Here is a 26,682-nt window from a genome sequence, read left to right on the forward strand (position 1 = left end):
TGAATCAATTTTAAATGAATTAATTTTTAATTTTTTAAAATCATCAATTACTCAAAATTCAAAATTCGAAATTAAAAATTATTTTAGAAGCTCTCCATCTTTTGCAAATCTTCTATTAATGACTGGTTGATCTGAAACAATTTCTCCATCGCGCACGAGAACAATACGCTTCGCATGTTCAGCCGTGTAGGTTTCATGAGTAACAAGAATAATAGTATTGCCGGCATCATTTAACTTTTGCAAAATCTGCATAATCTGTACACCAGATTTAGAGTCCAAATTACCAGTGGGCTCATCAGCAAAAAGAACCGAGGGTTTATTAATCAAGGCTCGTGCAATAGCGACGCGCTGTTTTTCACCGCCGGAAATTTGATTAGTATAATAGTCCATTCTATGACCAAGGCCAACGCTTTCAAGTACTTCTTTAACTCGTTGATCCATGTCAATTTTATTTTTGGAATACGTTAGTGGTAATTTTACATTTTCAAAAACCGTCGTTCGAGGTAATAAATTAAAAGACTGAAAAACAAAACCAATTTTTTCATTACGCAAAATTGCTAATTCCTCATCATCTAATTTAACCACATCTTTGCCGTCCAAAAAATAATGTCCTTCTGTTGCTCGATCCAAAAGGCCTAAAATATGCATCAAGGTGGACTTACCAGAACCAGATGGTCCCATTATCGCCACAAACTCCCCTTCAGCTATACCAAAAGAAAGGCCGTGCAATACTTTTGTCACGACCTCTCCGGAGTGGAATTCTTTTTGTAAATTTTCTACCTTAATCAACATTGTTGTTTCTTATAAAAAATTATTTTTAGCTTTCTAACACCTTGGCATATCTTTGCTCATCAGCCACCAATCTTGCCCAAGTTTCCGCATCATTATTTTTCATATCCCAAATCTTATCACGTAAATGTTCTGTTAATAGATGTAGATTTTCATTACTTTCACTTGCTGCCTCATAAACCGCTTCATCCTCTTCGGGAATTGAAATTTTAGAAAAAATCTCCCAAAGAATTTTGTGATCAGTATTTAAGTCAGAATCAGTAATCAAGCTATTTAATTTTCCCTTAAAATTTTCTTCTGTCATATTTTTGCTTCGCCACGCCACAGCTTTGGTGACGGCGGATTTTTAATTTTTTATTTATTTTTCCTTAGGCTTGTTGCTTAAAACGACTAAATGCCTCATCTATTTTTTCTCGAGCTGACAAAACAGACTCTTTTTCTTGGTTACTGTCGGTTGTTTCTTGATGACTAGGCATCTGTTCTCCTTTGAAAAAATTAAACATAGGTTTTTGTTTATTAATTTATAATAAATAATTTTAGTTTTCAGTAATCTTCGTGATAATACTCTCACCCTCATTCACGCCCGATACAACTTCAACCAATCCGTCATCGCCCTTAATCCCAATTTTAATGTCTTTTTCAACAACTTCTTTATCATTAAGCAAAATTCGCACAAATTTTTCGCCACTCGCTCGATCAATCATAGCGCGACTTGGAATAATCAAAACATTTTCTTTATTTTCAGTTATAATGACAATATTCGCGGTCATTCCTGATTTAATAGTATAGGAAATACTTTTTTCTGTAAATAGGACAATAACCTTATAATAAATAACTTCTTGTATGACGGTTTCAGCTGGTTCAATAAAATTCACAACGCCATTGAATTTAATATTTTCACCATATGAGTCGAGGGTAATCTCTGTATTTTGTCCAATTTTTAATTTGGAAATATCCGCCTCCGAAATCAAGACTTCGATTTTGAAATTATTTTCCCCCAAAATTGCAATCACCACCTTGCCGGGGGTGGCTTGCTCACCAACAGAATAATCAACACGAGTTACGACAGCGTCAATCGGTGCCTTTATTTTATTATCATCGATCTGCTTGATTACTCCATTTAAATTGGCCTCAGCTTGCTTTATCTGTGATTGTGTCAAATCAACATCATAAGTATTAGCTGGCGCTAAAATTTTAGCCAATTGCGCCTGGACAACCGCCTGCGCTACACGAGCTGAGTCTACACTAGACTGAGCGGAATTAATTTGTTGATCACCAGATATCTTGGCTGTTGTTAGCGTATTTTTAGCTCTATTAACGGCATCGTTATAGTTTGCTCGCGCCTGCGCCAATGCGTCTTCAGCTGTCGAAACCTTGGTTTCATAATTCACAATCACACCATCAAGGCTTTGCATAGCCTGTTGCACTACTGAGACTGCCGCACTAACTAAACCTTGTTCCCTATTAATTGAAGCTTTCAAAGCATCTAAGTCGGCCTGATTAAACTTAGCTGATATAATGGAATTTTCCAAAGCGCTATAACAATCACGCAAAGCAGTATTAGCTTCATTGACCACCTTCCAGGCATCATCAACGGCGTCTTGAACATTTCCATTTGATTTATCCGCATTCGCTTTTGCCAACGAGATCTTGGCATTGTTCAAATAATCAACTGCAAGATTATACTCTAGCTTGGTTGCAGTTAAATATGTGGTGTTCTTGACACTAATTAAATCCTCACCATCCTCATCATTTAGAGTTCGATTCAAAACATCCAAGGAATTATTAATCACATTTAATTTATCACTCACACTCACCAAGGTATTTTTCACATTATTATCAATATCTTTCTGGTAAATCATTTTGGTATTGCCTAGATTGACCTGCGCGGTCGCAATCGCCTGTTCAGACGGGGTAACGTCAGTATTGGCACCAGACTGCAAATCGTTCAAAGTTTTTTGTGCCTGACTAATATTTTCATTAACGGTTTTTCTAATTTTATCCAAGTTGCTTGCAGCCGCATTGTAGGATTTTTGCGCCTGTGCAACATTGGCTTGAGCAATGGCAATATCCTGAGACGTCGCGCCGCTGATTAATTTTGATAAATTACCACGAGCCACCTGTAAACCGGCTTCAGCCTCCTGTTTTCTAATATTTAGCGCTGCGTAATCCAACTCAGCCAAAACCTGACCGGCCTTGACCTGGTCACCAACCTTGGCATTAATAATATTTACCCTACCAGAATTAGCAAAACTCAAATTAATCTCATTATCCGCCTTTACTGTTCCTGTCTCACTCACTGTCTGTACAATATTACTCTTCTGAACCTTCGTGGTAGTATAAACTGTCGTGGTTTTATTTGCCAATGAAAAATAAGTCGCTATGGCACCTGCCAGCGCAAATAATACAACTGCAATTATTATTCTTTTTTTATTTTTTTTAGTCATTTAATTTGCTTCTATTTTGAATTATTTTTTTAACTTTAGCTACAAACTCATCAATATTTAATTCCTCTTTTAAGAAATAATAATCTGCGCCTAAATTGTGACAACGAGCCCGCACATCTGCATCACTCATATCAGAAAAAACAAATACTGGTGTGATAAAAATATCTTCATCCGCCTTGATCCGATTCAAAAGCTCAAAACCATCCATATTGGGCAACACTAAGTCCAAAACAATATAATCAGGCTTATCAACCTTAATCTTCGCAATCAAACTCCCAATAAAATCCGTACCATCACTAAAAGAAACCTCAAATCCGCCCACCCGAAATTGCGCCCCCAAACTATGCATCACATTAGCATCATCCTCAATTATCAATATCTTTTTAGGCATATATTAAAATCTGTTAATAACTTTATTATATCATTATTATACTAAAAATTGCATTAAATTACAAATAAAAATGGGCACACCGCCAATATTGACAAAACGCTAATATCTGATAAAATAATTTTGTTGTTCTTTTTCGTTTTTCTGAATAACTTTACAAACGGAGGTAGAAGCTTGGCAAGTCTTATTGTTAAAAAAGTGATAATGAAGGGCGGAGACACCACCTGCAAGTTCAGCGGCAAACCGATCGTGAACGGACAGGAGCACGTCGCTGTTTTTTCTGGAAAAAAAGTCGTAAATCGATTCCTCAATTACGATTGCCAAGAAAAATTTCAGGAACTTGTCAATAGCAAATCCACCTTAAAACGATACGCCCACAACCCTGAAAAGGAAAAACAAAAAGCCGCGGTGGCTTAAAATAATAACCGCACCCAAGCGACCACTACCCAGTGGTCGCACTTTTTTTTATAAATAAAAAAGCCGGATCTTTGTCCGGCTTCGTAGGCATTTTTTATTTAGCCCTTTTTATTTTTCTACTCCACGCTTGGGAATAATCCCTTCGACCATCAGTTGTCGCATTACGACAGCGATTAGTCGAAATTGTTTTTTTACAAAATCTCAAAAAACTATCAACCGCGAGACCAATGATTATTTTCATTTTTCGTCCCCCTATTTTTCGTTTTTAAGACTTTGTCTTATCTCTTCCATAAGGTCAAGATAAAACTCCAAATTATTTAGACTCGCCAAACGACTGCCTAGTGGTTCTTTTATTTTAAATAAATAGTGCAAATAAGCCCTGGACAGATTGCGTAACTCTGGCAATTTACTATCTTTATTTATTGGCGAAAAATCATTAGCAAATTTCGCATTACCAATTGCTATTGTATCATAAAATGTCTTGGTCGCACACGTCTTCCCCATCGGGATCTTTTTGGAATTCTTTTTCCAGGCAAACATACGACCATGACGACCTTCGCGAGTAGGGATAACACAGTCAAACATATCCACACCGCGCTTGACGGCTTCGACAATATTTTCTGGATAACCAACCCCCATCAAGTATCTCGGCTTGTCCTCGGGCATTTCTGGAGTTAAATAATCTAGCACCTTGTACATTTCCTTCGCCGTTTCCCCCACACTCAAACCGCCGATATTATAGCCATCAAAACCAACCTCAATCAATTCTTTCAAACTCCGCAAACGCAACTCCTTGTCCAGGCCACCTTGAATGACGGCATGTACCAAGGGTACAGCCTTTTTCTTCTTTTTAACTTGTTCCAAGTATTTCTTCGTCTTCGCCGCCCAATGAGTGGTCAACGCCACCGACTCTTCGACGTATTTTCTCTCCGCCGGCAAAGCCACGCACTCATCAAGACAAACGGCAATGTCCACACCCAAGTCCATTTGAATCCGCAAAGATTCTTCCGGTGTCAAGTCATATTTTCGGCCGTCAATATAGGATTTAAATTTTACACCATCACTATTTAATTGCACCAAGCTTTTACCGGTCTTACTTTTATTACCCGCCAAGGAAAAAACTTGAAAACCACCGCTATCCGTCAAAATCGGTTTTTCCCAATTCATAAATTGATGCAAGCCACCGAATTTCTTAATCAAGGCCTCTCCAGGTCGCAACATTAAATGATAGGTATTGGATAATAAAATCGACGCGTCCAACCTGCGCATATCCTCGCCGGAAATGTGCTTAACCGTCCCTTGCGTCGCTACTGGCATAAAAAAAGGTGTCGGTATTTCACCATGTGCCGTTTTCAAGATACCTGCTCGTGCTTGATTATTTTTGGATTTTTTTATTATTTCAAACATTTATTTCAACAAAATTACTTAGTTTTTACAATCTTATAAAGTGTAAAATCATAATTTAATCTCTTAATTACCTTTAACTGTATACCAAACTCTACCAATTTGCGTGTATTTAAATATTCAACATCTTTCGGTGGCAGAGAAAAATTATAATAATAAACTGGCAATTTTCCAGCTAGCTCTGCGTAAATAACCACCATGTTGGGATCAGTAAAATCACCAACAATCACCTTCCTCTCTGGAAATACTAATTTATCATGATATCGAGTAATTAATACAGAATTATTTTCCGTTAAGCTAATTAAATCGCGCCACTCCGCTCTGGTCCTTGTACTTTTTTCATATAAATAAACCAGACCCTCTTCGGAGCCAGCTAACAAAAAATTTGCTGACCAAAAAAAGATTGCGATGAGCACTATTGCTCGCATCGCATTAGTGAAAAATTTTCGGGAAATATGAAAATTAAAAAAAACGTGTCCAACGCGCTCATTCTTACTAATTACCACTTTGGCGATTGTCCGACTTATTTGCACTAATAAATAAACAAAAAACGGAATCATGCCTAAATACATTGGCAACCAATAGCGCGTGTATGAATTACCAATTGTATGACTACGTGGATCCGGATTGTCATAAAAAGTCCAGCTGCCATAATAAATTACCAAAATAAAAGAAATCACCGACAAGGACAATAAAAACACCCACTGTCTTTTTTTGCTCTTTTTAAACTTGGCAACAAATAATAAAATTCCGGCTGAGCCCAACCAAAAGAGCCAATTAAACATTTCAACAAAATAATACAAAAACATATGCGCGCTTTGGCGCGGATGGATACCGAAATAAAATAAAGTCTCCTTGACCTTGGCAATTATACCGGCATAATTTTTAAAATTACCACTCACGGTTGTTTGGAAAATTTGCGATCCTGAATCTTTAAGGTTTTGAATTGAACTGTTCATTTCTGAATAGCCACCCGACAAAGGGGCGCCATACAATATTGTATTAAAATGAAAAACAGGCAACAGGGCGACAAGTAAAAACACCAAAAACACTATCGGACGATAAAAACCGATTTTTCTGATATTAAAAATCCAAATAACTAGCACCATCGGCAAAATCCACATCAACTCTGATGTTCTGGTTATAACACTGAGCCCTAAAAATAAACCAGACAGCATCGCAAAAAACAAACCTTTCAATATCGTTTTTTTCTTGGTCCCCTCAAAACGCTCCACCATCATTACTCCAAAATACAAAGCAATTACCAAAAAAACAGTAAACAAAACATTATGGAACATGCTTCTAACTGTGTAATAAACATAAGATGGGAAAAAAGCCAGAATAAAAGTCGACATCAAGGCATTTTCTTTGCTAAAAATCTTGCGCACTAATAGATAGAAAAAAATTAAACCAAAGGAGGCGAATAGTGGCGTCAAAAACGGTATCACGCGATAAGAAAATACCTTCGCAATTGTGCCATAGACCAAAATAATTCCCAAAAAACTGACCGGCTTAATATCACCATGATCAGAACGAAAACTACGCGGCCGCATAATATCGCTCGCCATTAAATTATAATTTTCGCGAATTATTAATTTATTTTCTTGAGCGTAATACTTAGTAAAGACATAATTAGCCGTCTCGTCCGGTGATGTCCACTTCACAAAATCAACCCCTTCGCCAGTTGATTTTTGGAATTCTTGCGTTTTGTAATTAAAATAACTGGTCGTCAAAAAAAATAATACCGTCAAAATAGTCAGTAAAATCAGATGCCAATTTTTTTTCAAAATATTCATTTTCATTTCCAAAGATTGATATCCTATCGCCTCGCTCTAGGATGACAAAATTTATGTTTCTTGTTTTTTGCCAATTTTTAAGTTAAAATAAACTTATGGAAAAACTTTTAAAATACAGTTTAATATTAATCTCCTTAATCATTTCGATTGGCGGACTTATCTACAAAATATATGCCCTTAATAATTTAGGCCTTTTTTTGACCATAGTCACATCCGTACTCATTTTTTTTATTATAATAACATTAAACAAAAAAGTCAATTTCAAAAATGAAAAACAAATCAACCTTTACTCGCGCAATTGGATAATTCCTACTGTGTATCTCCTCTTGGCCTTCAGGCTAATTTTTATTTTACTGAAAAACGCTACCCCGAATTCAGTTATTTCACCATGGACCATAATCCCCGGTTATTTTTTCATCATTTATTTATTAGCAACTCTTGTCCTCCTCCTCAATATAGCCAAGAAAAACCATTTATCCACCCTTCTTTTATCCATTCACTATTTCATCAGCTTTGCTATTGCTGCTTTTGTCTATAAACTAGGCTACGGCTTTGACCCCTACATTCACGAAGCTACCATTAATCACATCATCAAGTTCGGCTTTATCACGCCAAAGACTTTTTATTACGCCGGTTATTATTCTGTAATTATCGCCCTGCACAAAATATTTCTAATTCCAGTTTTCCTGTTAAATAAATTTATCGTACCGGTCATGGCTAGTCTTTTTTTACCAATCACTATTATCAGCACTCTCAGGCGCTGGCTTGATAATGACAAAAAAATCAAATTTACGGTTTTAGCACTACTCATCCTGCCTTTTAATATTTTCATTCTTTCTACTCCGCAAAATTTGGCTTATTTATTTTTATTGCTTAGTGTTTTGTTCAGTCTGGTCTGCAAAAACTACCTAGACCTCATCCTGATTTATCTTCTCGCTTTCAGCGCCTTTATTATTCAACCCATTGCCGGCATACCCGCCTTAACCGTGGCTGCATATCTGACTATTTTTAATTTTGACCATTCGCCGAAGAAAAAATATTTATACTCAGGTCTGTTTTTATTATCATCATTCACACTGCCGGTCCTTTTTTTAACCTTAAACAAAAATCATTTAAATTTTAGCCTGGCAATTTTCAAAAATATCCTCGACTTCTCCTGGTTAAAGATCATTATCCCCCAACAACAAAACATTTGGCTCAACACCGCCTATCTCATCGGTTTTAACTGGCAATACATCATCATCCTTTTGACCGGCTTTGGAATTTTTATTGCCTGGAAAAACAAACGAAATTTTCCGCAACATTTTATTTATATTTTAATGATTCTTTCATCTCTAATTTCTTATTTATTTATAATCCTCCAACCATTTGATTTTTTAATCGATTATGAGCGTAGCGATTATGCCAATCGACTTTTAGTGGTTACGATTATTTTTTCCACCCCCTTGGCAATTTTGGCCCTATATAAAATAGCCGACGACATCCTACATCAAAATAAAACCACCAGAATCATTCTTACTAGCAGTTTAGCTGTTATTATCTCAATCAATCTCTATGGCTCATACCCGCGTTATGACAATTATTTCAATTCACACGGCACTTCCACTAGTCTAGACGATGTCAAAGCCGTGCAGTGGATAAATAACAACGCCCAGGGTGATTATATCGTCCTCGCCAACCAACAAGTTAGCGCTGCCGCCCTTCATGAATTTGAATTCAAAAAATACTATGCCGTCAACAATGAGGACGTTTTCTACTACTCCATTCCCACCGGCGGAATTCTATATCAACAATATCTTAAAATGATTTACGAAAAACCGAGCAAAGAAAACGCCAACAAGGCAATGGACATTGTTGGCGCACAAACGGTTTATTTTATTTTAAACAAATACTGGTGGGCTTTTCCAAGAATACTTGAAGAGGCAAAGAATGAAGCTGATTCTTTTGAGAATATCAATAATGAGGTTTATGTTTTTAAGTACTCGAAGTAAACCCTCACCCCAGCTCTCTTCTGGCGGGGAGAGGAAGCTTTATCTGAGACGACTTTCTTGATAATCAAAAATAGGTCCAGCGGTAATTGTTTTCTTACCTTCGGCGTCTTGATTAACAACAAATAATAACTTGGCGCCATTATTACTCTCTCTTACAGAGCCGCCATCTTGACCAACAATAAAGAAGTTGGCATCGCCTTCTTTCGCGGAATAATTATTGACAAAAGTTTTAATAAAACGACAATCATCCTCTGCCACAAGCACCCCCTCTGATTCCGCCTTCTCTATCTCGCGGAATTTCCTCAATTCATCAGTCAACTTCTTTAACTTAATTGAGACACCATTGGTATTTTTTGACATATCCAAAGCATCTGTCAACCCAGAAAGCATTTCCCCTCTTGATATCAATTCATTTATAAATTCAATATCTTGTTCGACAATATTATATTTATTGCAGGAATTACCACCTAGATTACTTTCAGCAATCACTGTACTATTCGAATAATTAACAAACTCGTCGCCCACCAAATGAATATCCACCCAAGAGCCAAGGACGGTGTTATAGCTCTTTTCAGTTTGCCATAAAGGATTTTTGGCATAAGTTGTATTACTCTTCTGCTCCAGTATCGGTCGAGACATATCCAATGTCATCCAATAAATATTATTATTCCATGCATTTGTATTAAAATTCGCTATTTGTTGAAAAATATTATTTTGCCTTTCTTGATAACCGGAATATTCCAAGGTATTGCTTGTAAAATAGGAATAGCCACTATCAATCGGTTTTAATAAATTAACAATATCTAAGCCAAAGCTATTACAACGATAAACTACTCGATTCGTAACACATTCGGTAATTAATTTTGCTCCGTTATTTTTATTTTTTCTCAATTCCGGTCCGGATAGATAATCAAAAATATGATCATTCGGCCAGAAATAATCCTGCAAAAGTCGCATGCCTAAATTTTTCCTATTCTTTAACTCTCTTGAGTATGTCCCCTCAATTTCAGAAAAGGCATAATTGGATAATTCATTTTGAATACTTGCAAAATCTTTTTGTTCATTGGGATTTTCTCTAGCAAAAATATTTTCCAGATTATAGTTTTCGCCAAACAACTTTACAAACGCAGCATTATAGTTTAAAAAAGTTAAGTCCTGGCGTAGGCCGGAAAAGAAAGAAATATACTTATAAACAATCGCCCATTTATTCTTCAACTCTAAATCTTTATACAAATCATCAGAAATAAAACTAGCCGCACCAAGATTGATTTTCCAATCATCATAATCCAAGAGGCACTTTGGGCATTCAGCCGACTGTTGATAAAGCGGAAACTCGGTCCTCATCCACTCGGTAACCAAAAAGAAATTATACAATTTTGCATTATTCCTGTAGGCGTTTGGAACTCTAAATGTTGAATAATCTTTATTATAGAAAAAAATCGGCGATCGGTGTTCACCATTAGCTTCATTTATAAAAGCAATTTCTTTTTCAATCGTACCATTTTTTAAATAATCAGGAATCTCAAAGGTATATTTTTTAATTTCCTGCGGACTAAACTTGTTTTCATCAATCAACTTAGTGCCACTAATCTGTACGTTTCTTGGCTCAAGAAGTTTCAGTCCGGTCGCAAAAAAAGACAGTTCCAATCTCGCCGATTCTAGTAATGGGTTATTTTCAGCATCATTACCACTAGCTAAGGTTCGATAACGCACCAAGGCCTTGTTATACATCGCCATATTAATATCCCAAAGATTGTCATAAAAAACAGATTTTTCAATTTCTTTATAAATTGATTTAATGTTATTTTCAAAATAATACATCAAAAAATCACTAGTAATCATTATTGGCACATTTAGACTAACTAATTTCTGATAAGTGTTCCAAAAATCGCGCTTATCGCCAGCGACAGTATTTTTTGCAATCGCAAAACCATTTTTATTTAACCTATCAATAGTTTCTTGATCTAAATTAATCTTTCGAGAAAAGTCATAGTAATTGGTGGTAGCCGACTTAATATTTATCGGCAACTCATAAGAAGCGTCGATCTGCTTGTAAGGAAATTCTTGTTTTTTATAAAAATTACCAAAAGTTAATTTCTCACTTGAATTTTCTTTGGTTATTAAACTCTCCGTACTACTGCTAACTTCATCCTTAATTTCAATCGGCAACTTACTAATTTCTATAGCATTATTCGATTGTAAGAGGTCAGCTGGATTATAGCCATTCTTTCTGGTTTCGTATTTATAAAATAAAAAAGCCACAATTGTGGCAACGACTATAATAGCAATAACAATGAGTGCTTTTTGAGATTTCGTTTCTCCATCATCAAATAAGCTCTTCGGTTGAGCCTGCTGTCCCTGGAGATAAGGATTTATTCTTTTGTTGTGATCATCGTCAAACATTGATAATATTATAGCACTTTTTCTTTTTTTTGAAAAAGTTATTTAAGATATTTAGCCTTATTAAGCAAATGTTCATCATAGGTCTTACTGAATACCGTTTCACCATTATCAAAACGACTCAAAAAGTACACATAATCATTGGCAATCGGATAAATTGCCGCCTTAATCGCATTAATACTCGGATTGCTGATTGGCCCCGGTGGTAAGCCGCGATTCATGTAGGAATTATATGGAGAATCAATTTTGGTATCTTCATAAGTGTATTGTTTTTTATTCACACCCAGAATATAAGCCAGGGTCGCACAAGACTCCAGAGCCTGGCCGTTCTTGATTCGATTCCAAAAAATTCCCGACACCATGCGTTTATCATCATAACTCTTCACCTCTTTTTCAATCAATGAAGCCATGGTGACAATTTCATAAATAGTCTTGCCTTGTTTCTTGATATCCGCACGCATATCCTCCGTTAATTTACCATTAAAATTGCTCAACATTTTTTTTACGACAGTATCCAACTTAGCATTTTCGTGAATTTTATAGGTATCGGGAAACAAAAAACCTTCAAGTGTCGCATTTACTGGCAAATCATTCAAGAAATCATAATTAGTTTTCAAATTGCCAATTTCATTTTTGGAGTAGTCTAATAAATCACCAGACTGAATAATATTCGCCTTCACTAAATAAGCATCCATTTCTCTTGTAGTCCAACCTTCAATAAACTTTACTTCTTTTTCTTTACGAATCACCTTGCCTTTCACCAAAATATCTGCAATCTCACCCATGGATGATTTAGCACTCAATTCATACTCACCCGCTTGAAATTTTGTGGCCAAATTATTATTCTTGGCGTAAATATTAAAAAACAGAGCTGAATTTATCAATTTAGCACTTTGCAAATTGGATGCAATCTGTCGGACACCATCACCTTTTTGCACAACAAAAATCAGATTCTCGCCGCGTGTATTAAAAGGAGATTTAACGGCATATTTGTAATTCAAGACACCAATAACCGGGATGATAATTATAACAGCGATGAGATATTTTAGGTATTTCATAAATATATTTTTAATTTAAAATTTTAAATTCCACGCGCCTCGCCCTGATCTCCAGTCTCAATCTTTCGCCACGGTATTCGCTTCTTAAAAGCATTCCAAAAATAAAAGAATTCTTCGCTACGCAACAATGAAGCAAAGGCGGCAAAAACCAAAAGACCAATCATGCCCGCAATAAAACCTTGCAAAAAAACACCCCATAGTTTATCCATGTTCACATAAGCCGCAATCATAATTTTGGCACTTTGAATTGACCAACCGGCAAAAACCCCAGCCACGGCTAATTTTAAAATTGAGGTGATAATGCGCTTCTCATCCAAGTCCCTGCCCACTTCACGACGTAACATTATCCATAGCAAGACAAAATTCAAAGTATTGGCAATTGAGAATGACAAAGCCAGGCTGGAAATATCACCACTGCGCACAAAATACAAAGCTAAGCCAACATTAATCGCTGCACTAAAAATGCCGACATAAAAGGGCATTTTGGAATTATGTCGCGCATAAAAAACCCGGGCCAAAAGTGGTAAAGCAGCTTGAGAAAAAAGCGAAAAGGCAAAAAATTTCAAAGTTTCAAAAGTAAGCACTGTGTCATTCCAATCAAAACTACCCGAACCGAGGACGACGCGTACAATCTGTGCCCGCAAGGTCAAAAACAAAACCATGGCCGGAATAATAAAAAACATAATCTGTCGAAAAACATTCGAAAAGTTTTCCACTAATTTCTTTTCATTGAAAGCCACGGCGGACAAAGTTGGAAATGCGGCAATTGCCAAAGAAATCCCAAAGACACCAATCGGAAATGACTGTAAATTATTGGCAAAATTAAAAACAGACAAGGAGCCACTTGGCAACGTGGAAGCAATCACGGTAATTGACAGTAATTCAATCTGTGAAATTCCCAAACTCATAATCCGCGGTCCCATCATGCGGCCAATCTTAATAATATTCTTATCTTTAAAATTCAAAATCGCTTGATATTTAAAACCCATGCTAAATATTACTGGCAACTGAATTAGCATGTGCAAAAATGAACCAAACACCACCCCCCAGGCCAAACCGTAAACTCCCCACAGAGGTACTAAATAAAGGGCACCCAAAATTATTCCCAAATTATACATAATCGGCGAAAAGGAATAAACAAAAAAACGCTTGAACGATTGTAAAATACCGCCCAAAACGCTAGAAATACCCAAAAACAATGGAGACAAGAACATAATCCGCGTCAAGCTCACCACCTGTGCTTGTTTATCCACGCCAAAACCCGGCGTAATTACTTTCATAATCCAGGGAGCAAAAATAATACCGACAAGGGAAATTCCAAACATCGCAATTCCCAAAATATTCAATATATTACTCGACAACTCCCAAACTTCCTTATTTGGATTTTTAAAAATTAATTGCTCTTTTTTGCATTCATGATCGCGAATCAAACCGGTAATAATTGGAATAAAGCCGGCCGACAAGGCACCCAAAATTAAAAGATTAAAGATAAAATCCGGAATTCTAAAAGCGGCGTAATAAATATCCAAAGTGTCGCCCGCCCCAAACTCACCCGCTAAAATCCGATCTCGAAAAACACCTAAAAAGCGACTCGCCAAAGAAGACATCGCCACTAAAAGCGCTGCCACCATAATACTATTAATTTGTCCGGAAAAAAGCTTTTTAATCATATTTGATACTCCCTCACCCTGGCGGGAGAGGGCTGGGGTGAGGGCAAATTTATTTGACGACTTTTTTAAAATAGATTATCATATAGGAAACGTTATACACATACTAAAATAAACAAAGAGGAGGTCTTTCATGTCATTACACGATATTTTTAACATGCTTTTGCCTGTTCTTTTTTTACTACTCACAATCTCAAGATTTAAAAAAAGAAAATGGGGACAACTGGCAATCATTTGCCTGATCATTGCCTACCAATACGGGGAACCAAGTCAAAAAAACACATCAATACAAACAAACAACATCCAGCAAGAAATTCAGCAAGGGATGCAGCAATAGCTGCATCCTATTTTTTTTCAAATTTCATTACTTTTATTATATCATCATTCAAGCACATCTTCAACATTAAATTTACAGCTATAATTAGCACTAAAAAAACATAAATTCCTCTATTGTTTTCGCCCGCCATTGACAAAAGATAAAAAATGTGCTAAGTTTAATAATTATTTTAGCTCTTTTGACAACTGAATATTAAAAACACACAAAGGAGAACGGACATGGAAGTAACACTTGAGGATTATATAATGGCATACTATGTCAATCACCCCATCAACTCTTTTTTTATCGGCTCTTTTTTGCTCATCATCGTCTTCGCCTATTTGCTTTATAGTGATTCACGACGCGTCCATCTGATGATAAGAAATCGCTCACTGGAAAAAGAAAACGAGGGCAAGCAAATCCTCCTCGCCAAATATGTCGAGATACTGGACAAAAGAGAGGATGATGTTTGGGACAGAGAGAAATCTTTGGCTGAATTGGAAATCGCCAAGGCGAATGTCGCCCGAATAGCGCTCTCAACCCAAAGGAGAAGGAAAAAATCCTGGTACAACACGATTGGCCTGCAAAACAACCAGCAGCGGGTATCGGCATAAAAACAACAAAACGGGATACAGTCCAGCACTGTATCCCCCTTTTTTTAGCAAAATTGACAAAATACAAAAAATACATTAATTTTAACTATTAGCTTAGTTCTTTTAAATTATATGTATTAATCCTTAAAAGGAGATTTGGCATGATTTACTTCATCACCGTCGCTGGCGCAATTTTATTAGAAATCGCCTATCAATCAACTGAAATTGAAATCTTCAAGTGGCTCGGATTTATTTTTGTTGCTTTTCTTGGAATGCTGATTATGGCTAATACGATAAAAATAGAAAATGAGGACTTGCACAGAGAAGCGGAAATGTCTATGGCTTGGCGGTTAGCCGCACAACAAAGAAGTGCAGAAGAAAATAGACGTAAGCGAATTGCCAAACAAAAAATGAATAAAGCCAAACGAGGATATTAGCGCCAGAACACAAAACGGGACACAGCACCAAGCTGCGTCCCGTCTTTTTTTTACTCAAAAATATTAATTCACTAACGAACTCGTATCCCCTAGGGCTTGTCCAAGTTCTTTTGCCTTCAAAACTCGTCTCATAATCTTACCACTTCGAGTCTTTGGCAAAGTTGCTACAAATTCGATATCCTTGATAACTGCAATCGGTCCGATGTTCTTACGAACGTGCTTACGTAATTCCAATTTCAAGTCATCTGATCCTGTCACACCTTGTTTTAAGATAACAAAGGCTTTGATAATTTCACCACGCAATTCATCGGGAATACCAATAACCGCCGCTTCGGCCACATTGTGATCTGACACAAAGGCACTTTCTACTTCGGCGGTACCGATTCGATGACCAGCAATCTTCAAGACATCATCTGTGCGACCTTGAATATAGAAATAACCATCTTTATCCTTGAAAGCCACGTCGCCGGCGAAATAAACACCTTTAACTTCTGACCAATAGGTCTTGATATATCTTTCTGGATTGTTGAATATTGTTCGAATCATACTTGGCCATTGGTTACGAATTACCAAGAAACCGCCATGACCAACTGGCACTGGCTTACCTTTCTTGTCCACCACATCAGCGATAATACCTGGGAAAGGCTTACAAGCGCTACCTGGTTTCAAAGTTGCTGAAGGTAAAGGGGTAATCATGTGCATACCAGTCTCTGTTTGCCACCAAGTATCCATAATTGGAACGCGTTTCTTGCCAATATTTTCATGATACCATTTCCACGCTTCCGGATTGATCGGCTCACCAACAGAACCCAAAATACGTAAACTTGGCATCTTATATTTCTTTGTCCACTTTGTACCATAGCGCATCAAAGCTCTAATCAAAGTAGGCGCAGTATAAAATACATTTACACCATACTTCTCCACCATAGTCCACAAACGATCTGGATTTGGAATATCTGGCACACCTTCATACATCAAAGTGGTAATACCAGCTAACAAAGGACCATAGACGATATAACTATGACCAGTAATCCAACCCGGATCAGCGGTACACCAATATATTTCATCGCCTTTCAAATCAAACACCCATTTAATTGTGCGCAAAACACCCACTTGGTAACCACCAACTGCGTGAACAATACCTTTTGGCTTGGAAGTGGTGCCAGAAGTGTAAAGCACAAAAGCCGGATCTTCAGAGTCCATCTGTGCACATTTCGCCTCCATTGGCATGCCTTTAACAAAGTCCTCATACCAAACATCAATTTTCTTATTGAAAGCTACTTTCTTTTTATTATTTTTAACAACGATTACTTTTTTAATTGATTTGCAGGTCTTCACCGCCTCATCAACTGTTGTTTTCAAATCAACCACAGAGCCACGACGGAAAGAACCATCCGCGGTAATGATTAATTTTGCCTTCGCATCTTGAATACGATCAGCCAAAGCCATTGCTGAGAAACCGGCATAAACAACGCTATGCATGGCACCCACGCGCGCGCAAGCCAACATGGCAAAAGCTGTTTCTGGAATATTCGGCATGTAGATAGCGACTCGATCACCTTTTTTTACACCTTCTTTCCGCAAAGCGTTTGTCAATTTACTAACTTCGTTAAATAATTGCAAATAAGTATATTTACGAGTGCGTCCGGTTTCATCCTCCCATAAAATGGCATTCTTCTTGCGCATCATTTCTTCTTTTGAGCCTTTTGCCACTTTTAAAAGTTTGCCATTAATATCAACACCAATGTGACGATCAATCGCATTGTAAGAAATGTTAATTTTTCCGTCCACAAACCATTTATAAAACGGCTTCTTACTGCTATCCAAAGCCTTGGTCCAAGGCTTGAACCATTCTAGGTCATGAGCTGCCTCTTCCCAAAATTTCACGGTGTCTTTCGCCGCCGCTTTTAATGTTTTTTCATAATCAGGCACATTGGCTGTGCTGATAACCTTCTTGGAAGGCACATACTTTTTTTCCTCCGCCTGTAAGACGTCGGTAAGTTCTTTGTCTTGTTTCTTTGCCATAGTTTTTTTATTAGTTAGTATCTTATTTTTTTAAAATTTCTTTCTTGGTTAATAAACCAGTCTGTGCGCCATGATGTGAGACGATTGAAGAGGTGTTCTTTGCGCCCAACCACATTGCCTTTTGAATATCACCTTTAAACATTTTCAATCCAGCCACAAAGCTCGCACCAAAAGCATCACCAGCTCCAGTTGTATTAATTTTTTTGCCTTCCTTGATAATACCTTGATGATAAAAATTTTCGCCATCATAAGCATCGGCACCATCACCTCCCCGGGTAATCAAAACAATCTCTACGCCCCAGCTCTTAATTGCCTTTAACAAGTTCTGTATATCGTCAAAATAAGCCTTATTTTGTTTTTTATACAAACCTGAAGAATACACTAACTCAGTTGCCTCTTCCAAATTTAAACACAAAACAGCTGTTTTTTCTAAATATTTACTCAAGACTTTGTAACCGCTATTGATCTGGATATGACCAGGATTCCAGGCAATTTTAACCTTTGACTTAAAAACAGAGTCCAAAACATTTTCCCATTTACCCGACAATGAAGAAATATAAATCCACGCCATTTGTCTTATCATCCGATATTGGCCCGCTGAAATTGCCAATGCCGAATTGGCTGCTCGATTAGAAAAAACAATATGCTCATTGCCTTGTCCTTCTAATAAAAAAGAGAAACCAGTCTCGATATCCTTATGTCGTTGAACCAAGTTAATACCGACTTTATTTTTTTGAAAATTCTTAATAATCCCATCACCACGAGAATCCATTCCGATCGAAACAATAGCTGTCACATTAAGCCCTAGACGCGCCATGCAAACAGCCGCATTTGCAGCCCCACCACCAAAGGTTGAACTAGAATGATCGATTTTCATCTTTTGACCATAGTCAAAAGCCAATAAGTGCGGGTGCAAAACATTATCTGGATTGTCAATCAAAGTCCCCTCCTTAGTTAAAAATGTAAAATCCTCCGTCGCACCACCAATGGTGACAAAATTATACAACATACTTTTTTATTTTAAAAATTAAATATACTTTAAAATAATTATAGCATATTTTTTAAATAAATGAAAAATTAATGATATAAAAATGCAAATATCACCCTGGAAATCTTTTTTAACAACAAGCCCAGGACCAAAAACAACCCCAAATACAAGACCACGGCCAGCCAGGCGGGCATAAATCTCAAAAATAAATCATAATGTGATAAAATTGGCCAGTGCAAGAGATATATTTCGTAAGAATAAAAGCCAAAAATATGAAACAGATTAATATCAACCTTTTTAAGTAAAAATAGAGCTAGAATCGCAGCCATAGTGATCAGACTGATTGCCTGCTCCACATCTGGCAATTCTCCCACTCCGGAATAATAGGCAGTGTAAAAAATTAACGCCAATAGAGAGATAATTAACCCCACTTCTCCTGTTTGTTTGGCCGCGTCTAGTAGGCGATGCTGCCAGCTTTTATTTTCTTTATGGTGACGAATTTTAACTGCCAAATTAGTCTCCCGAAAACGCGTGGCGAGTAATTTAAATTTATCAGCGAGATAATTTCGAACCTTGTTAGGTGAAAAAAACATCCCCCCAATAAACATGCCAATGGGAAAAGCCAAGATATGCACCTCATATAGGCGCATAACCTCTTTCAAAAACACGGGATTGAGCTGTATTATGTAATAACTAATTCCATATACAACCAGTGCGGAAACACATGGATGCTTGCGGATAAAAACAACAGGAAAAATCACATAATAAAATAAGATAAAGGTAAAATACCAAAGCGGTGAATTAATATCTAGGGATAAATCAGCTCGTGGAAAATAACCGAGAAATGACTGCATGATATAACCCCCAGTATATCCGATTTTAAAAATAAAAAAATTGGCCACAAAGAAGACAGCCAAAGTAATCCAAAACGGAATTAATAATTTTAACAAACGCTTCTGGTAAAATTGCCAAATGGAATATTTCTTCTGCAATGAACTAACTACCAAACCAAAACCGGATAAAAACAAGAAAAGATTCACCCCTACTCCCGCCATAATCGACAAGGGAAACAAAAACTGATGGTCGTTGACCAAAAAATAACCGATATGAGAAAAAATAATCGCCAAAATCGCCAAACCCTTGAGTTCATGCGTCAGTGAAACGGAAAAAACCTCGCTATCGGAACGACGACGAAGTGATAAAATTAAGGCTACCAAAAAAATTCCAATAAAAACATGGGTCGCCCCAACGGCGTTACTGATTGATATTGTCATAAATTATTTTTGCCCATGACGCATAACCAATAGCAGAGGGATGAAATAAATCATCAGCATAGTGCGCGCCATTTTCTTTTAGAATTTCCCTGGTCGGAGTAGTCAGATCAATATATTTTAAGTCATAAGTCTTGGCCAAGGCGTGAATAACCTCATTAAACTCATTTATCTTGCTATTGAAGTAATTGCTATACGGTGGCAATATCAAGGAACGTGAACCGATATACGGAATGCTGATCACATAAACCTTCGCCTTGGTCCTAGTGGTTAACTCTTTTAAGATATGTTCATAATTTTTTTGAAAATCAACCACGCTCACCAAGCCATGCACATCATTGGTGCCAATTAGTATGGTTACTACATCTGGTTGCTCCGCAATCGCACCTTCGAGCAAGTCTCGAACTAAATCAGCCGTCCGTGCTCCGGGATAAGAAAAATTTTTATGAACAATAACTTTGCCCGTAACAGTTAAATCCTGCGCCAATAAATATGGATAGGATTCCTCATATTTGTCCGTTCCCACGCCAGCCGTCAAACTATCACCCAGGGAAGTATAAATTATTTTTTGTGAACTTGTCGCCATATTTCCCAAAATATAAGTATGTCTATCGTCAGTTGCTCGTAAATGCGCGGTACCGATTCGGCGATAAATATAGGCATGAGCCAAATAAAGATAGGCAATGATTACAACAGGAATAATTAAAGCTATTTTTGAATATTTTTTATTCATACACTTTAATTACAAATTTCAGGCGTTAGTATTGTGTCAGAAAAACCATAATCTATATGCAATTTTTCACAATCAATATCGCCGTCTCCATCAAAAACTACCTGCCACTCATTATTATTTTTAATAGCTAACAAAACCCACCCTGGCATACCCACCTTAGAAATCACACTTCCACGTGCAGGTTCTCCCACTCCCTGCTCAATATTCACTTGAACTTCATTAGCAGATTTTGGATATTTGTCTACAAATAATTTTCGCAATTCACTGGATGATTGTTGTGGTGTAATTGCACCAGTACAGCGCCAATTAATTTCCGCTGTTTTTTTATCCTCTTTTACCACACAACCCGGAGTACAACCCTCTTTGGACATAATTAATGCAACGTCGAACCACCAAGTCTTCGAAGCTGCATTGTAATACCCAGATTGCAAATACTCCCCGTCTTTAACACATTCTCGTTTACCAATATCCAACGCTTCTTCCTCGGAGAGTTTTGGCGTAGCGTTTTCATTCACCGGCGGACAAGCCGCAAATTCACAATTCAGACCTGTCCGCCCCACTACTGATCCATCCAAACAAGCCTTGGTCTCAAAAGCACAAGCCTGACGAGGAGTATTACTAATTACTTTCATCCTGTAAATTAAAAGGCCTCCTATTACGACAACGAATACCGCCAACACAATTATAACATTATTTCGCTTCATAGATTTTATAAATTAGTTATTATGTATTTATATTATCATAAAATAAAGAAAGAAAAAAGCACTCTTTTACAAAAGCGCCATTTTCAAAAACCATATTACGTTTACCTTGTGCAAAGTTTGCAGATCTCTTTGTGAATAATCATTTCATTGATAGCCGCCAAGCCAACCACGACATACACCAATCTAGAAATTACCGCCCCTTGTCCGCCAAATATGGAACCAATATCCCAACCAAATAGGCCGACAAGCAGCCAGTTAAGACCTCCGATAATTACCAAGGCGAATGAAAGAGTGTGAAGATTTTTCATAGTTTTAATTTAATAATAAAATATATAAATTAGTATTACTCAATCAAAACTTTCTTTTTCTCCTCAAACTCCTTTTCATCAATCTCCCCCTTGGCAAACCGTTCTTTTAGAATATCCAAGGCTTTATTTCCCCCGCCATGACAACCATGGCCACGCCCAGAATGTCCAGTTCCCCATCTCACAAGAGAAACAACGGCCATAATAATAATTATCCAAAAAATAATCATAAAGATCGGACCAAAAAATCCAAACGGTTGATAATAGCTATAACTCATCATATATTTAAATTTAGTTAATTAATAATTAACTTTACTTATATAATATCTTAATACTATTAAATCTACATTAAATAGATTTTATCGCCTCATAAAGCTTAATTACAAATATTTGGCATTAGTATGTCATCAGAGAAACCATATTCAGTACGCATTATATTACAGTCCACAGCCCCATTGCCCTCAAAAACTATCTGCCACACACCATCAACCTTTAGTGCTAAAAATAATCCCCCCGGCGCTCCGCTTTCAAAAATAACACTACCACGCACATGATTGTCCACTTCTTGATCAACAATCACTTGTATTGTTTGAGCATATTTTGGATATTTGGCCACAAATATCTTTTGCAATTCTTCTACTGGTTCTTTTTGACTGATCAAACCAGTGCAGCGCCAATTAATTTCCGCTATTTTCGTTTCCTCGCTAACTACGCAAGCCGGATGGCAACCTTCTTTTGGATTATTAAGAGTCGCATCAAACCACCAAGTTTTTGAATTCTCATTATAATACCCCGGCGCCAGCGTTTCTCCCGCCTTTATACAGGTCTGCTCAGCAATAGCCCGTGCATCAAGCTCAGAGAACGTTCCTACCTCCTCTTCATTACTCATTGGACAAACCGCAAATTCACAACTTGGTCCTGAGCGCCCAACAGCCGACCCATCCGGACAAATTTTTGCCTCCATGGTGCAAGCTTGAGGTACTGCTTCATCCGCAAATTCCGTCTCATACAATAAAAAACCAAAAAAGATAGCGATTGCAGCGATTAGCAAGATAATGATTGTATTTTTTTTCATAAATTTATCAATTTGTTATATTTATTAATCTCCTAATTATCATATATGAAATAAATTAAAAATTTATTAAAAAATTAATAAAAATTTAATGTAACTATATTATAATTTTAATATATAAAAATATGCTATACTAAAAATATGATTATAGTACTCCGTGAATTATACTTCATACTTCAAAAAAATAATTTTTCCAAAAAAATTATTTCGCTTTTGAAATATCTCCTCGTTTTTTTTCTCAAATTCACTTTAATTTTCCTTTTTAGTTTAATAATTATCGTCCCAGCCCTTTTCCTGCACGAACTCTCTCTTTTACCTAATCCCACTCCAGACAAAATGCAAGCGGCATCTGCCTCTTCCTATATCCTTGATCGTAATGGTGAGTTTCTCTATGAATATCATGGTGACATGAAACGAACCCGTATTCCCTTCAATGAAATACCCCAATATCTAAAAGATGCGTCGGTGGTTATTGAAGATAAAAATTTTTACAAGCATTACGGATTCGAACCTATTGCGATTGCCCGGGCGGCGATTATTAATCTTCGCTATGGGGAAATCCGCCAAGGGGCCAGCACTATTACCCAACAATTAGCCCGCACTTTGCTTTTAAATAATGAAGTGACTTACACCAGGAAAATAAAAGAAATAATGTATGCGATCAAGATTGAAAAACTTTATAGCAAAGACGAAATCTTGGAAATGTATTTAAATAATATTCCTTATGGCTCTAATGCTTATGGGGTTGTGGCAGCCGCCGAAATATATTTTGGCAAAAAAGTGCCAGATTTAAATCTGCTCGAATCAGCCTACATTGCCGCCCTGCCCAAGGCGCCTAGCGATTATTCCCCCTTTGGACAAAATGCCGAGCTATTACATAAACGCGCTCGTCTCGTACTTCAAACCATGCGAGAAAACAACTACATCACTGACGAACAGCTCGCTTCGGCCCTCCAATCGGGAGACATAAAATTCAAACGCATTCCCACTGAAATCAAAGCCCCTCATTTTGTTTTTTATGTCCTCGATTATCTTAAAAAAACTTATGGCGAAGAAAAATTACGCACCGGTGGTCTAACCATCTACACCAGTCTAGATTTAAAATTACAAAAAGAAGCCGAAAAAATTGTCGCCGATTGGGGTAATAAAAATGAAGCCAAGTTTAGTGCCGGTAATGCGGCTCTAGTTTCCCTTGATCCTCGCAACGGCGAAATCATCGCCATGGTTGGTTCGCGTGACTATTTCAAATCCAAGGACGGCGAGGTTAATGTCGTCACCAGTCTGCAACAACCAGGTTCCTCATTCAAGCCCTATGTCTATGTCACCGGCATGACCAACGGTCTTAGTCCGGCCAGTATTATCATGGATACACGTACCAATTTTGCCTCCTCCAACTACGGAGTTTCCTATATACCGCAAAATTATAACAATAAGCACTACGGACCCATCCCAGTCCGCAATGCCCTGGCCGGCTCTTTAAACGTGCCCGCAGTCAAGGCTTTGGTCTCTGTTGGTATTAATAAAGTAATAGACACAGCCGAAAAACTCGGCCTTACAACTCTCAAAGACCGTAAGCGCTTCGGACCCTCACTTGCCCTCGGTGGCGCCGAGGTCACCCTCCTTGAACACACCGCTGGCTTGGCTTCATTTGGCAATGGCGGTATCAAACAAGGGATCAATCCCATCATGCGCATAATCAGCAAAGACAAGGAGATCGCTTATCAACGCCAGATAGCGACTGGCACGCAGGCCATTGATCCTCAAGCCGCCTACCTTATCACCGATATTCTTTCCGACACCAAAGCCCGCCAGTTTATTTTTGGTCGCGGTCTTAATCTGCAATTGCCCAATCGCCCTGTCGCTGTCAAAACCGGCACCACCCAAGACTTTCGCGATGCCTGGACAGTTGGTTTCACCCCCACCCTTGCGACGGGCGTCTGGGTTGGCAATAACGACAACTCCCCCATGAAAGACAAGGCCGACGGCTCGGTTGTGGCTGCTCCCATCTGGCACGATTTCATGATCAAGGCCCTGGCTAATCAGCCAATTGCCAAATTCACCAAACCCAAAGGAATCGTCGAAGTTGTGATCAATCCCTACACCGGCAAACTCCCAACTAACTACGCCAGTAGCACCAAAAAAGAACTCTTCGCCTCCTTCAATGCCCCAATCAAAAAAGACAATGCACGCATTGTCCCTAAAACACCTAAGCCTGATAAGGTGGTGGCAAATATAATTCCCGAAAAAGCGATTCTACCTTCACAGGATTAATTTATTTCCGCAACTTCCGCAATTCCCGACGCGCAAACAACAAATCCTCACGCAGAGGATTATCCTTCCAACGTTTTAACAAAGATGTAATCACCTCGCAGTGATTACTCAAGATATTCATTTTTTTCGGAACCGGCGCGTTAAAATTTTGAAAAACTTTGTCCCCATCACGAGCATACTCGTCAAACATCTCATTAATATTTGCTAGCAAGTTAGCTGACTTCACCATCAAGGCCTCATTGGAAAGCTGGGCAATATGCACCACTGCCTCCTGCTTGCGCTGTTTCCAGGACAAACCTTTATTCATCTCACTGACACTGGCCACCATCGTTGCGACTTCCGCACCAAAACGCTCCGCCAGTAAATCCTCACTCACCTTCTTCGCCACAATACTATCCTCAATCGTATCATGTAAAATCCCTGCAATAATTACATCCTCACTCGCCCCAGCCGTTGCCAAAATCAAGCCAACGGTCAGCGGGTGCGTGATATAAGCAATGTCTTTACCTTTTCGCTTCTGCTTCTGATAAACCTCATGCGTCTTGATCGAAAATTTAATTGCTTTTTGAATTTTGGGTGTGAATTTCATAGAGATATTTATTTATTTTTATGAAAAGTCTGTAAATACAAATCCTCCACCTTCTTCCGCGCCCAGGGCGTTTTACGCAAAAAAGTCAGACTCGATTTAATGCTTGGGTTGCTATAAAAACAATTTATCGGTATCAGTTTATTCAACTCCCACCAACCATACTTCTCAACCAAAGCCTCAAGAATAGCCTTGAGAGTAACGCCGTGAAGAGGATTATTCGGTTGTTTTGTCGGTATTGTGTCCATATTTTTTATTTCCAATTTAAATAAGTAATTGTTAATTGTAATCCCGTCGCAAACAGCACCCAGAGTAGATATGGAATATTGACGAGCGCTACCCATTTCAACTCCGGATAAATAACTATCAAAGCCCAAATCAAAGTGCCCAGCACAAGCAAAATATCCACCGCCGCCAAGACATTATTCTTGAGACCAAATTGAATCGGTGTAAAAGCGAAATTAAAAATAAGATTAAGCACAAAGGGTAAAGCGATATACCAAGACAATTTCCCATTGAAAGCGCGATAAAAAACCGTTCCAAAAGAAAAAACAATAATAAGATAAAGTGCACTCCAAACCGGTCCAAACAACCACGACGGTGGCGACCAAGTTGGTTTGATTAACTGCTGATACCAGGTATAGTTTTGCATAAATTTAAATTTAATTATAAATTTCTACATTTTTAAATTTTCTTAATCCGCAAAGCCACCACCCCAAATTCTTTTTCTTCTTCCTCGCTATAAAACTTACGATAAACATCCACGCCCCGATCCAAGTCATATTGATCCGGCAAAACATTAGCAATCCCCTCCGTCTCCAGCATCTCTCGAAATGTCGGATAGACATTCTTCGCCACCACCACAAAAGGCGTCCGCTCATCGTTCATCTCCATCACATCCCCAACTTCCAACGCCGCAAACTTGCCGCGATTCAAACGCCCCTCGACAGTTTTTTGACCGTCGACGACGAAGGAGGTGTATGGTTCTTGGATGTTGGTGCTTATGGTTTTCATAACATTTATA

At 37.8% G+C, this 26,682-nt stretch carries 28 protein-coding genes; 6 read left to right on the forward strand and 22 right to left on the reverse strand.

Annotated elements, in window-relative coordinates; genetic code table 11:
* Window positions 1–78: 78 nt before the first annotated feature.
* The 4 genes from KKD45_01565 to KKD45_01580 form a co-directional block, all read right to left on the reverse strand.
* Entirely contained in the window at window positions 79–789 is a 711-nt protein-coding gene (locus KKD45_01565) for an ABC transporter ATP-binding protein (GenBank protein MBU4309191.1), read from the reverse strand.
* Window positions 790–817: 28 nt separating this feature from the next.
* Window positions 818–1,093 carry a hypothetical protein gene (locus KKD45_01570; GenBank protein ID MBU4309192.1) on the reverse strand — a complete coding sequence of 92 codons (276 nt, stop codon included), beginning with the start codon at window positions 1,091–1,093 and terminating at the stop codon, window positions 818–820.
* Between the two features lie 232 nt (window positions 1,094–1,325).
* On the reverse strand, window positions 1,326–3,236 hold the full coding sequence (locus KKD45_01575) for an HlyD family efflux transporter periplasmic adaptor subunit (GenBank protein MBU4309193.1): 1,911 nt from the start codon (window positions 3,234–3,236) through the stop codon (window positions 1,326–1,328).
* Window positions 3,229–3,627, reverse strand: coding sequence for a response regulator (locus tag KKD45_01580; protein ID MBU4309194.1), 399 nt, complete (start codon window positions 3,625–3,627; stop codon window positions 3,229–3,231). Before KKD45_01580 ends, KKD45_01575 begins: the two co-directional genes overlap by 8 nt.
* A 201-nt stretch (window positions 3,628–3,828) precedes the next feature.
* Here KKD45_01580 and KKD45_01585 point away from each other — a divergent pair, with 201 nt between their 5' ends.
* Window positions 3,829–4,041: a hypothetical protein gene (locus tag KKD45_01585; protein MBU4309195.1), complete on the forward strand. Its 213-nt coding sequence runs from the start codon at window positions 3,829–3,831 to the stop codon at window positions 4,039–4,041.
* Window positions 4,042–4,135: 94 nt separating this feature from the next.
* Here the strand turns inward: KKD45_01585 and KKD45_01590 are convergent, their stop codons facing one another.
* The 3 genes from KKD45_01590 to KKD45_01600 are packed head-to-tail and all read right to left on the reverse strand — an operon-like array spanning window position 4,136 to window position 7,241.
* A complete protein-coding gene (locus KKD45_01590; protein ID MBU4309196.1) occupies window positions 4,136–4,282 on the reverse strand; it encodes a hypothetical protein in 147 nt (48 codons plus the stop codon).
* 11 nt (window positions 4,283–4,293) lie between these two features.
* Window positions 4,294–5,448 carry a tRNA guanosine(34) transglycosylase Tgt gene (gene tgt, locus KKD45_01595; protein ID MBU4309197.1) on the reverse strand — a complete coding sequence of 385 codons (1,155 nt, stop codon included), beginning with the start codon at window positions 5,446–5,448 and terminating at the stop codon, window positions 4,294–4,296.
* A 14-nt stretch (window positions 5,449–5,462) separates the two neighbouring features.
* Entirely contained in the window at window positions 5,463–7,241 is a 1,779-nt protein-coding gene (locus tag KKD45_01600) for a glycosyltransferase family 39 protein (GenBank protein ID MBU4309198.1), read from the reverse strand.
* A 314-nt stretch (window positions 7,242–7,555) separates the two neighbouring features.
* Here KKD45_01600 and KKD45_01605 point away from each other — a divergent pair, with 314 nt between their 5' ends.
* Entirely contained in the window at window positions 7,556–9,232 is a 1,677-nt protein-coding gene (locus tag KKD45_01605) for a hypothetical protein (GenBank protein ID MBU4309199.1), read from the forward strand.
* A gap of 39 nt (window positions 9,233–9,271) precedes the next feature.
* Here the strand turns inward: KKD45_01605 and KKD45_01610 are convergent, their stop codons facing one another.
* The 3 genes from KKD45_01610 to murJ are packed head-to-tail and all read right to left on the reverse strand — an operon-like array spanning window position 9,272 to window position 14,360.
* The gene (locus tag KKD45_01610; GenBank protein MBU4309200.1) at window positions 9,272–11,635 is read right to left on the reverse strand and encodes a DUF3160 domain-containing protein; all 2,364 of its coding nucleotides are present in this window, start codon (window positions 11,633–11,635) and stop codon (window positions 9,272–9,274) included.
* 38 nt (window positions 11,636–11,673) lie between these two features.
* The gene (mltG, locus tag KKD45_01615; GenBank protein ID MBU4309201.1) at window positions 11,674–12,690 is read right to left on the reverse strand and encodes an endolytic transglycosylase MltG; all 1,017 of its coding nucleotides are present in this window, start codon (window positions 12,688–12,690) and stop codon (window positions 11,674–11,676) included.
* A gap of 23 nt (window positions 12,691–12,713) precedes the next feature.
* On the reverse strand, window positions 12,714–14,360 hold the full coding sequence (murJ, locus tag KKD45_01620) for a murein biosynthesis integral membrane protein MurJ (protein MBU4309202.1): 1,647 nt from the start codon (window positions 14,358–14,360) through the stop codon (window positions 12,714–12,716).
* A 130-nt stretch (window positions 14,361–14,490) separates the two neighbouring features.
* Between murJ and KKD45_01625 the strand changes: the two genes are divergently transcribed.
* From KKD45_01625 to KKD45_01635, 3 genes are all read left to right on the forward strand, one after another.
* Window positions 14,491–14,694 (forward strand): hypothetical protein, encoded by a 204-nt coding sequence (locus KKD45_01625; GenBank protein ID MBU4309203.1) that lies wholly within the window; start codon window positions 14,491–14,493, stop codon window positions 14,692–14,694.
* Between the two features lie 218 nt (window positions 14,695–14,912).
* A complete protein-coding gene (locus tag KKD45_01630) occupies window positions 14,913–15,287 on the forward strand; it encodes a hypothetical protein (GenBank protein MBU4309204.1) in 375 nt (124 codons plus the stop codon).
* A gap of 140 nt (window positions 15,288–15,427) precedes the next feature.
* Window positions 15,428–15,703: a hypothetical protein gene (locus tag KKD45_01635; GenBank protein ID MBU4309205.1), complete on the forward strand. Its 276-nt coding sequence runs from the start codon at window positions 15,428–15,430 to the stop codon at window positions 15,701–15,703.
* A 63-nt stretch (window positions 15,704–15,766) separates the two neighbouring features.
* Here KKD45_01635 and acs read toward each other — a convergent pair whose 3' ends face one another.
* The 8 genes from acs to KKD45_01675 all read right to left on the reverse strand — a co-directional run bounded on the left by acs (window position 15,767) and on the right by KKD45_01675 (window position 22,804).
* Window positions 15,767–17,728 (reverse strand): acetate--CoA ligase, encoded by a 1,962-nt coding sequence (acs, locus tag KKD45_01640; GenBank protein MBU4309206.1) that lies wholly within the window; start codon window positions 17,726–17,728, stop codon window positions 15,767–15,769.
* Window positions 17,729–17,750: 22 nt separating this feature from the next.
* On the reverse strand, window positions 17,751–18,737 hold the full coding sequence (locus KKD45_01645) for a carbohydrate kinase family protein (protein MBU4309207.1): 987 nt from the start codon (window positions 18,735–18,737) through the stop codon (window positions 17,751–17,753).
* A gap of 68 nt (window positions 18,738–18,805) precedes the next feature.
* Window positions 18,806–19,990: an acyltransferase family protein gene (locus KKD45_01650; protein ID MBU4309208.1), complete on the reverse strand. Its 1,185-nt coding sequence runs from the start codon at window positions 19,988–19,990 to the stop codon at window positions 18,806–18,808.
* On the reverse strand, window positions 19,971–20,720 hold the full coding sequence (locus KKD45_01655; GenBank protein ID MBU4309209.1) for an SGNH/GDSL hydrolase family protein: 750 nt from the start codon (window positions 20,718–20,720) through the stop codon (window positions 19,971–19,973). The genes KKD45_01650 and KKD45_01655 overlap by 20 nt, the downstream gene beginning before the upstream one ends.
* A 5-nt stretch (window positions 20,721–20,725) precedes the next feature.
* On the reverse strand, window positions 20,726–21,424 hold the full coding sequence (locus tag KKD45_01660) for a hypothetical protein (protein ID MBU4309210.1): 699 nt from the start codon (window positions 21,422–21,424) through the stop codon (window positions 20,726–20,728).
* A 101-nt stretch (window positions 21,425–21,525) separates the two neighbouring features.
* Window positions 21,526–21,732, reverse strand: a complete 207-nt coding sequence (locus tag KKD45_01665) for a DUF378 domain-containing protein (protein MBU4309211.1) — start codon at window positions 21,730–21,732, stop codon at window positions 21,526–21,528.
* Window positions 21,733–21,767: 35 nt separating this feature from the next.
* Window positions 21,768–22,010, reverse strand: a complete 243-nt coding sequence (locus KKD45_01670) for an SHOCT domain-containing protein (GenBank protein ID MBU4309212.1) — start codon at window positions 22,008–22,010, stop codon at window positions 21,768–21,770.
* 95 nt (window positions 22,011–22,105) lie between these two features.
* On the reverse strand, window positions 22,106–22,804 hold the full coding sequence (locus tag KKD45_01675) for a hypothetical protein (GenBank protein MBU4309213.1): 699 nt from the start codon (window positions 22,802–22,804) through the stop codon (window positions 22,106–22,108).
* A 138-nt stretch (window positions 22,805–22,942) separates the two neighbouring features.
* Here KKD45_01675 and KKD45_01680 point away from each other — a divergent pair, with 138 nt between their 5' ends.
* Window positions 22,943–25,072 carry a PBP1A family penicillin-binding protein gene (locus KKD45_01680; GenBank protein ID MBU4309214.1) on the forward strand — a complete coding sequence of 710 codons (2,130 nt, stop codon included), beginning with the start codon at window positions 22,943–22,945 and terminating at the stop codon, window positions 25,070–25,072.
* A 1-nt stretch (window position 25,073) separates the two neighbouring features.
* Here the strand turns inward: KKD45_01680 and KKD45_01685 are convergent, their stop codons facing one another.
* From KKD45_01685 to KKD45_01700, 4 genes are read right to left on the reverse strand one after another with little or no spacing between them, the layout of a single operon-like run.
* On the reverse strand, window positions 25,074–25,661 hold the full coding sequence (locus tag KKD45_01685; protein ID MBU4309215.1) for an HD domain-containing protein: 588 nt from the start codon (window positions 25,659–25,661) through the stop codon (window positions 25,074–25,076).
* 8 nt (window positions 25,662–25,669) lie between these two features.
* Window positions 25,670–25,897 (reverse strand): VF530 family protein, encoded by a 228-nt coding sequence (locus KKD45_01690; GenBank protein ID MBU4309216.1) that lies wholly within the window; start codon window positions 25,895–25,897, stop codon window positions 25,670–25,672.
* Window positions 25,898–25,911: 14 nt separating this feature from the next.
* Complete coding sequence (locus KKD45_01695) at window positions 25,912–26,310, reverse strand: tryptophan-rich sensory protein (protein ID MBU4309217.1); 399 nt, start codon at window positions 26,308–26,310, stop codon at window positions 25,912–25,914.
* A 32-nt stretch (window positions 26,311–26,342) separates the two neighbouring features.
* Window positions 26,343–26,672 (reverse strand): ASCH domain-containing protein, encoded by a 330-nt coding sequence (locus tag KKD45_01700; protein ID MBU4309218.1) that lies wholly within the window; start codon window positions 26,670–26,672, stop codon window positions 26,343–26,345.
* Window positions 26,673–26,682: the final 10 nt, after the last annotated feature.

The sequence above is a fragment of the Patescibacteria group bacterium genome (genome assembly GCA_018897195.1).
GTDB lineage: Bacteria > Patescibacteriota > Patescibacteriia > Patescibacteriales > UBA12075 > JAHILH01.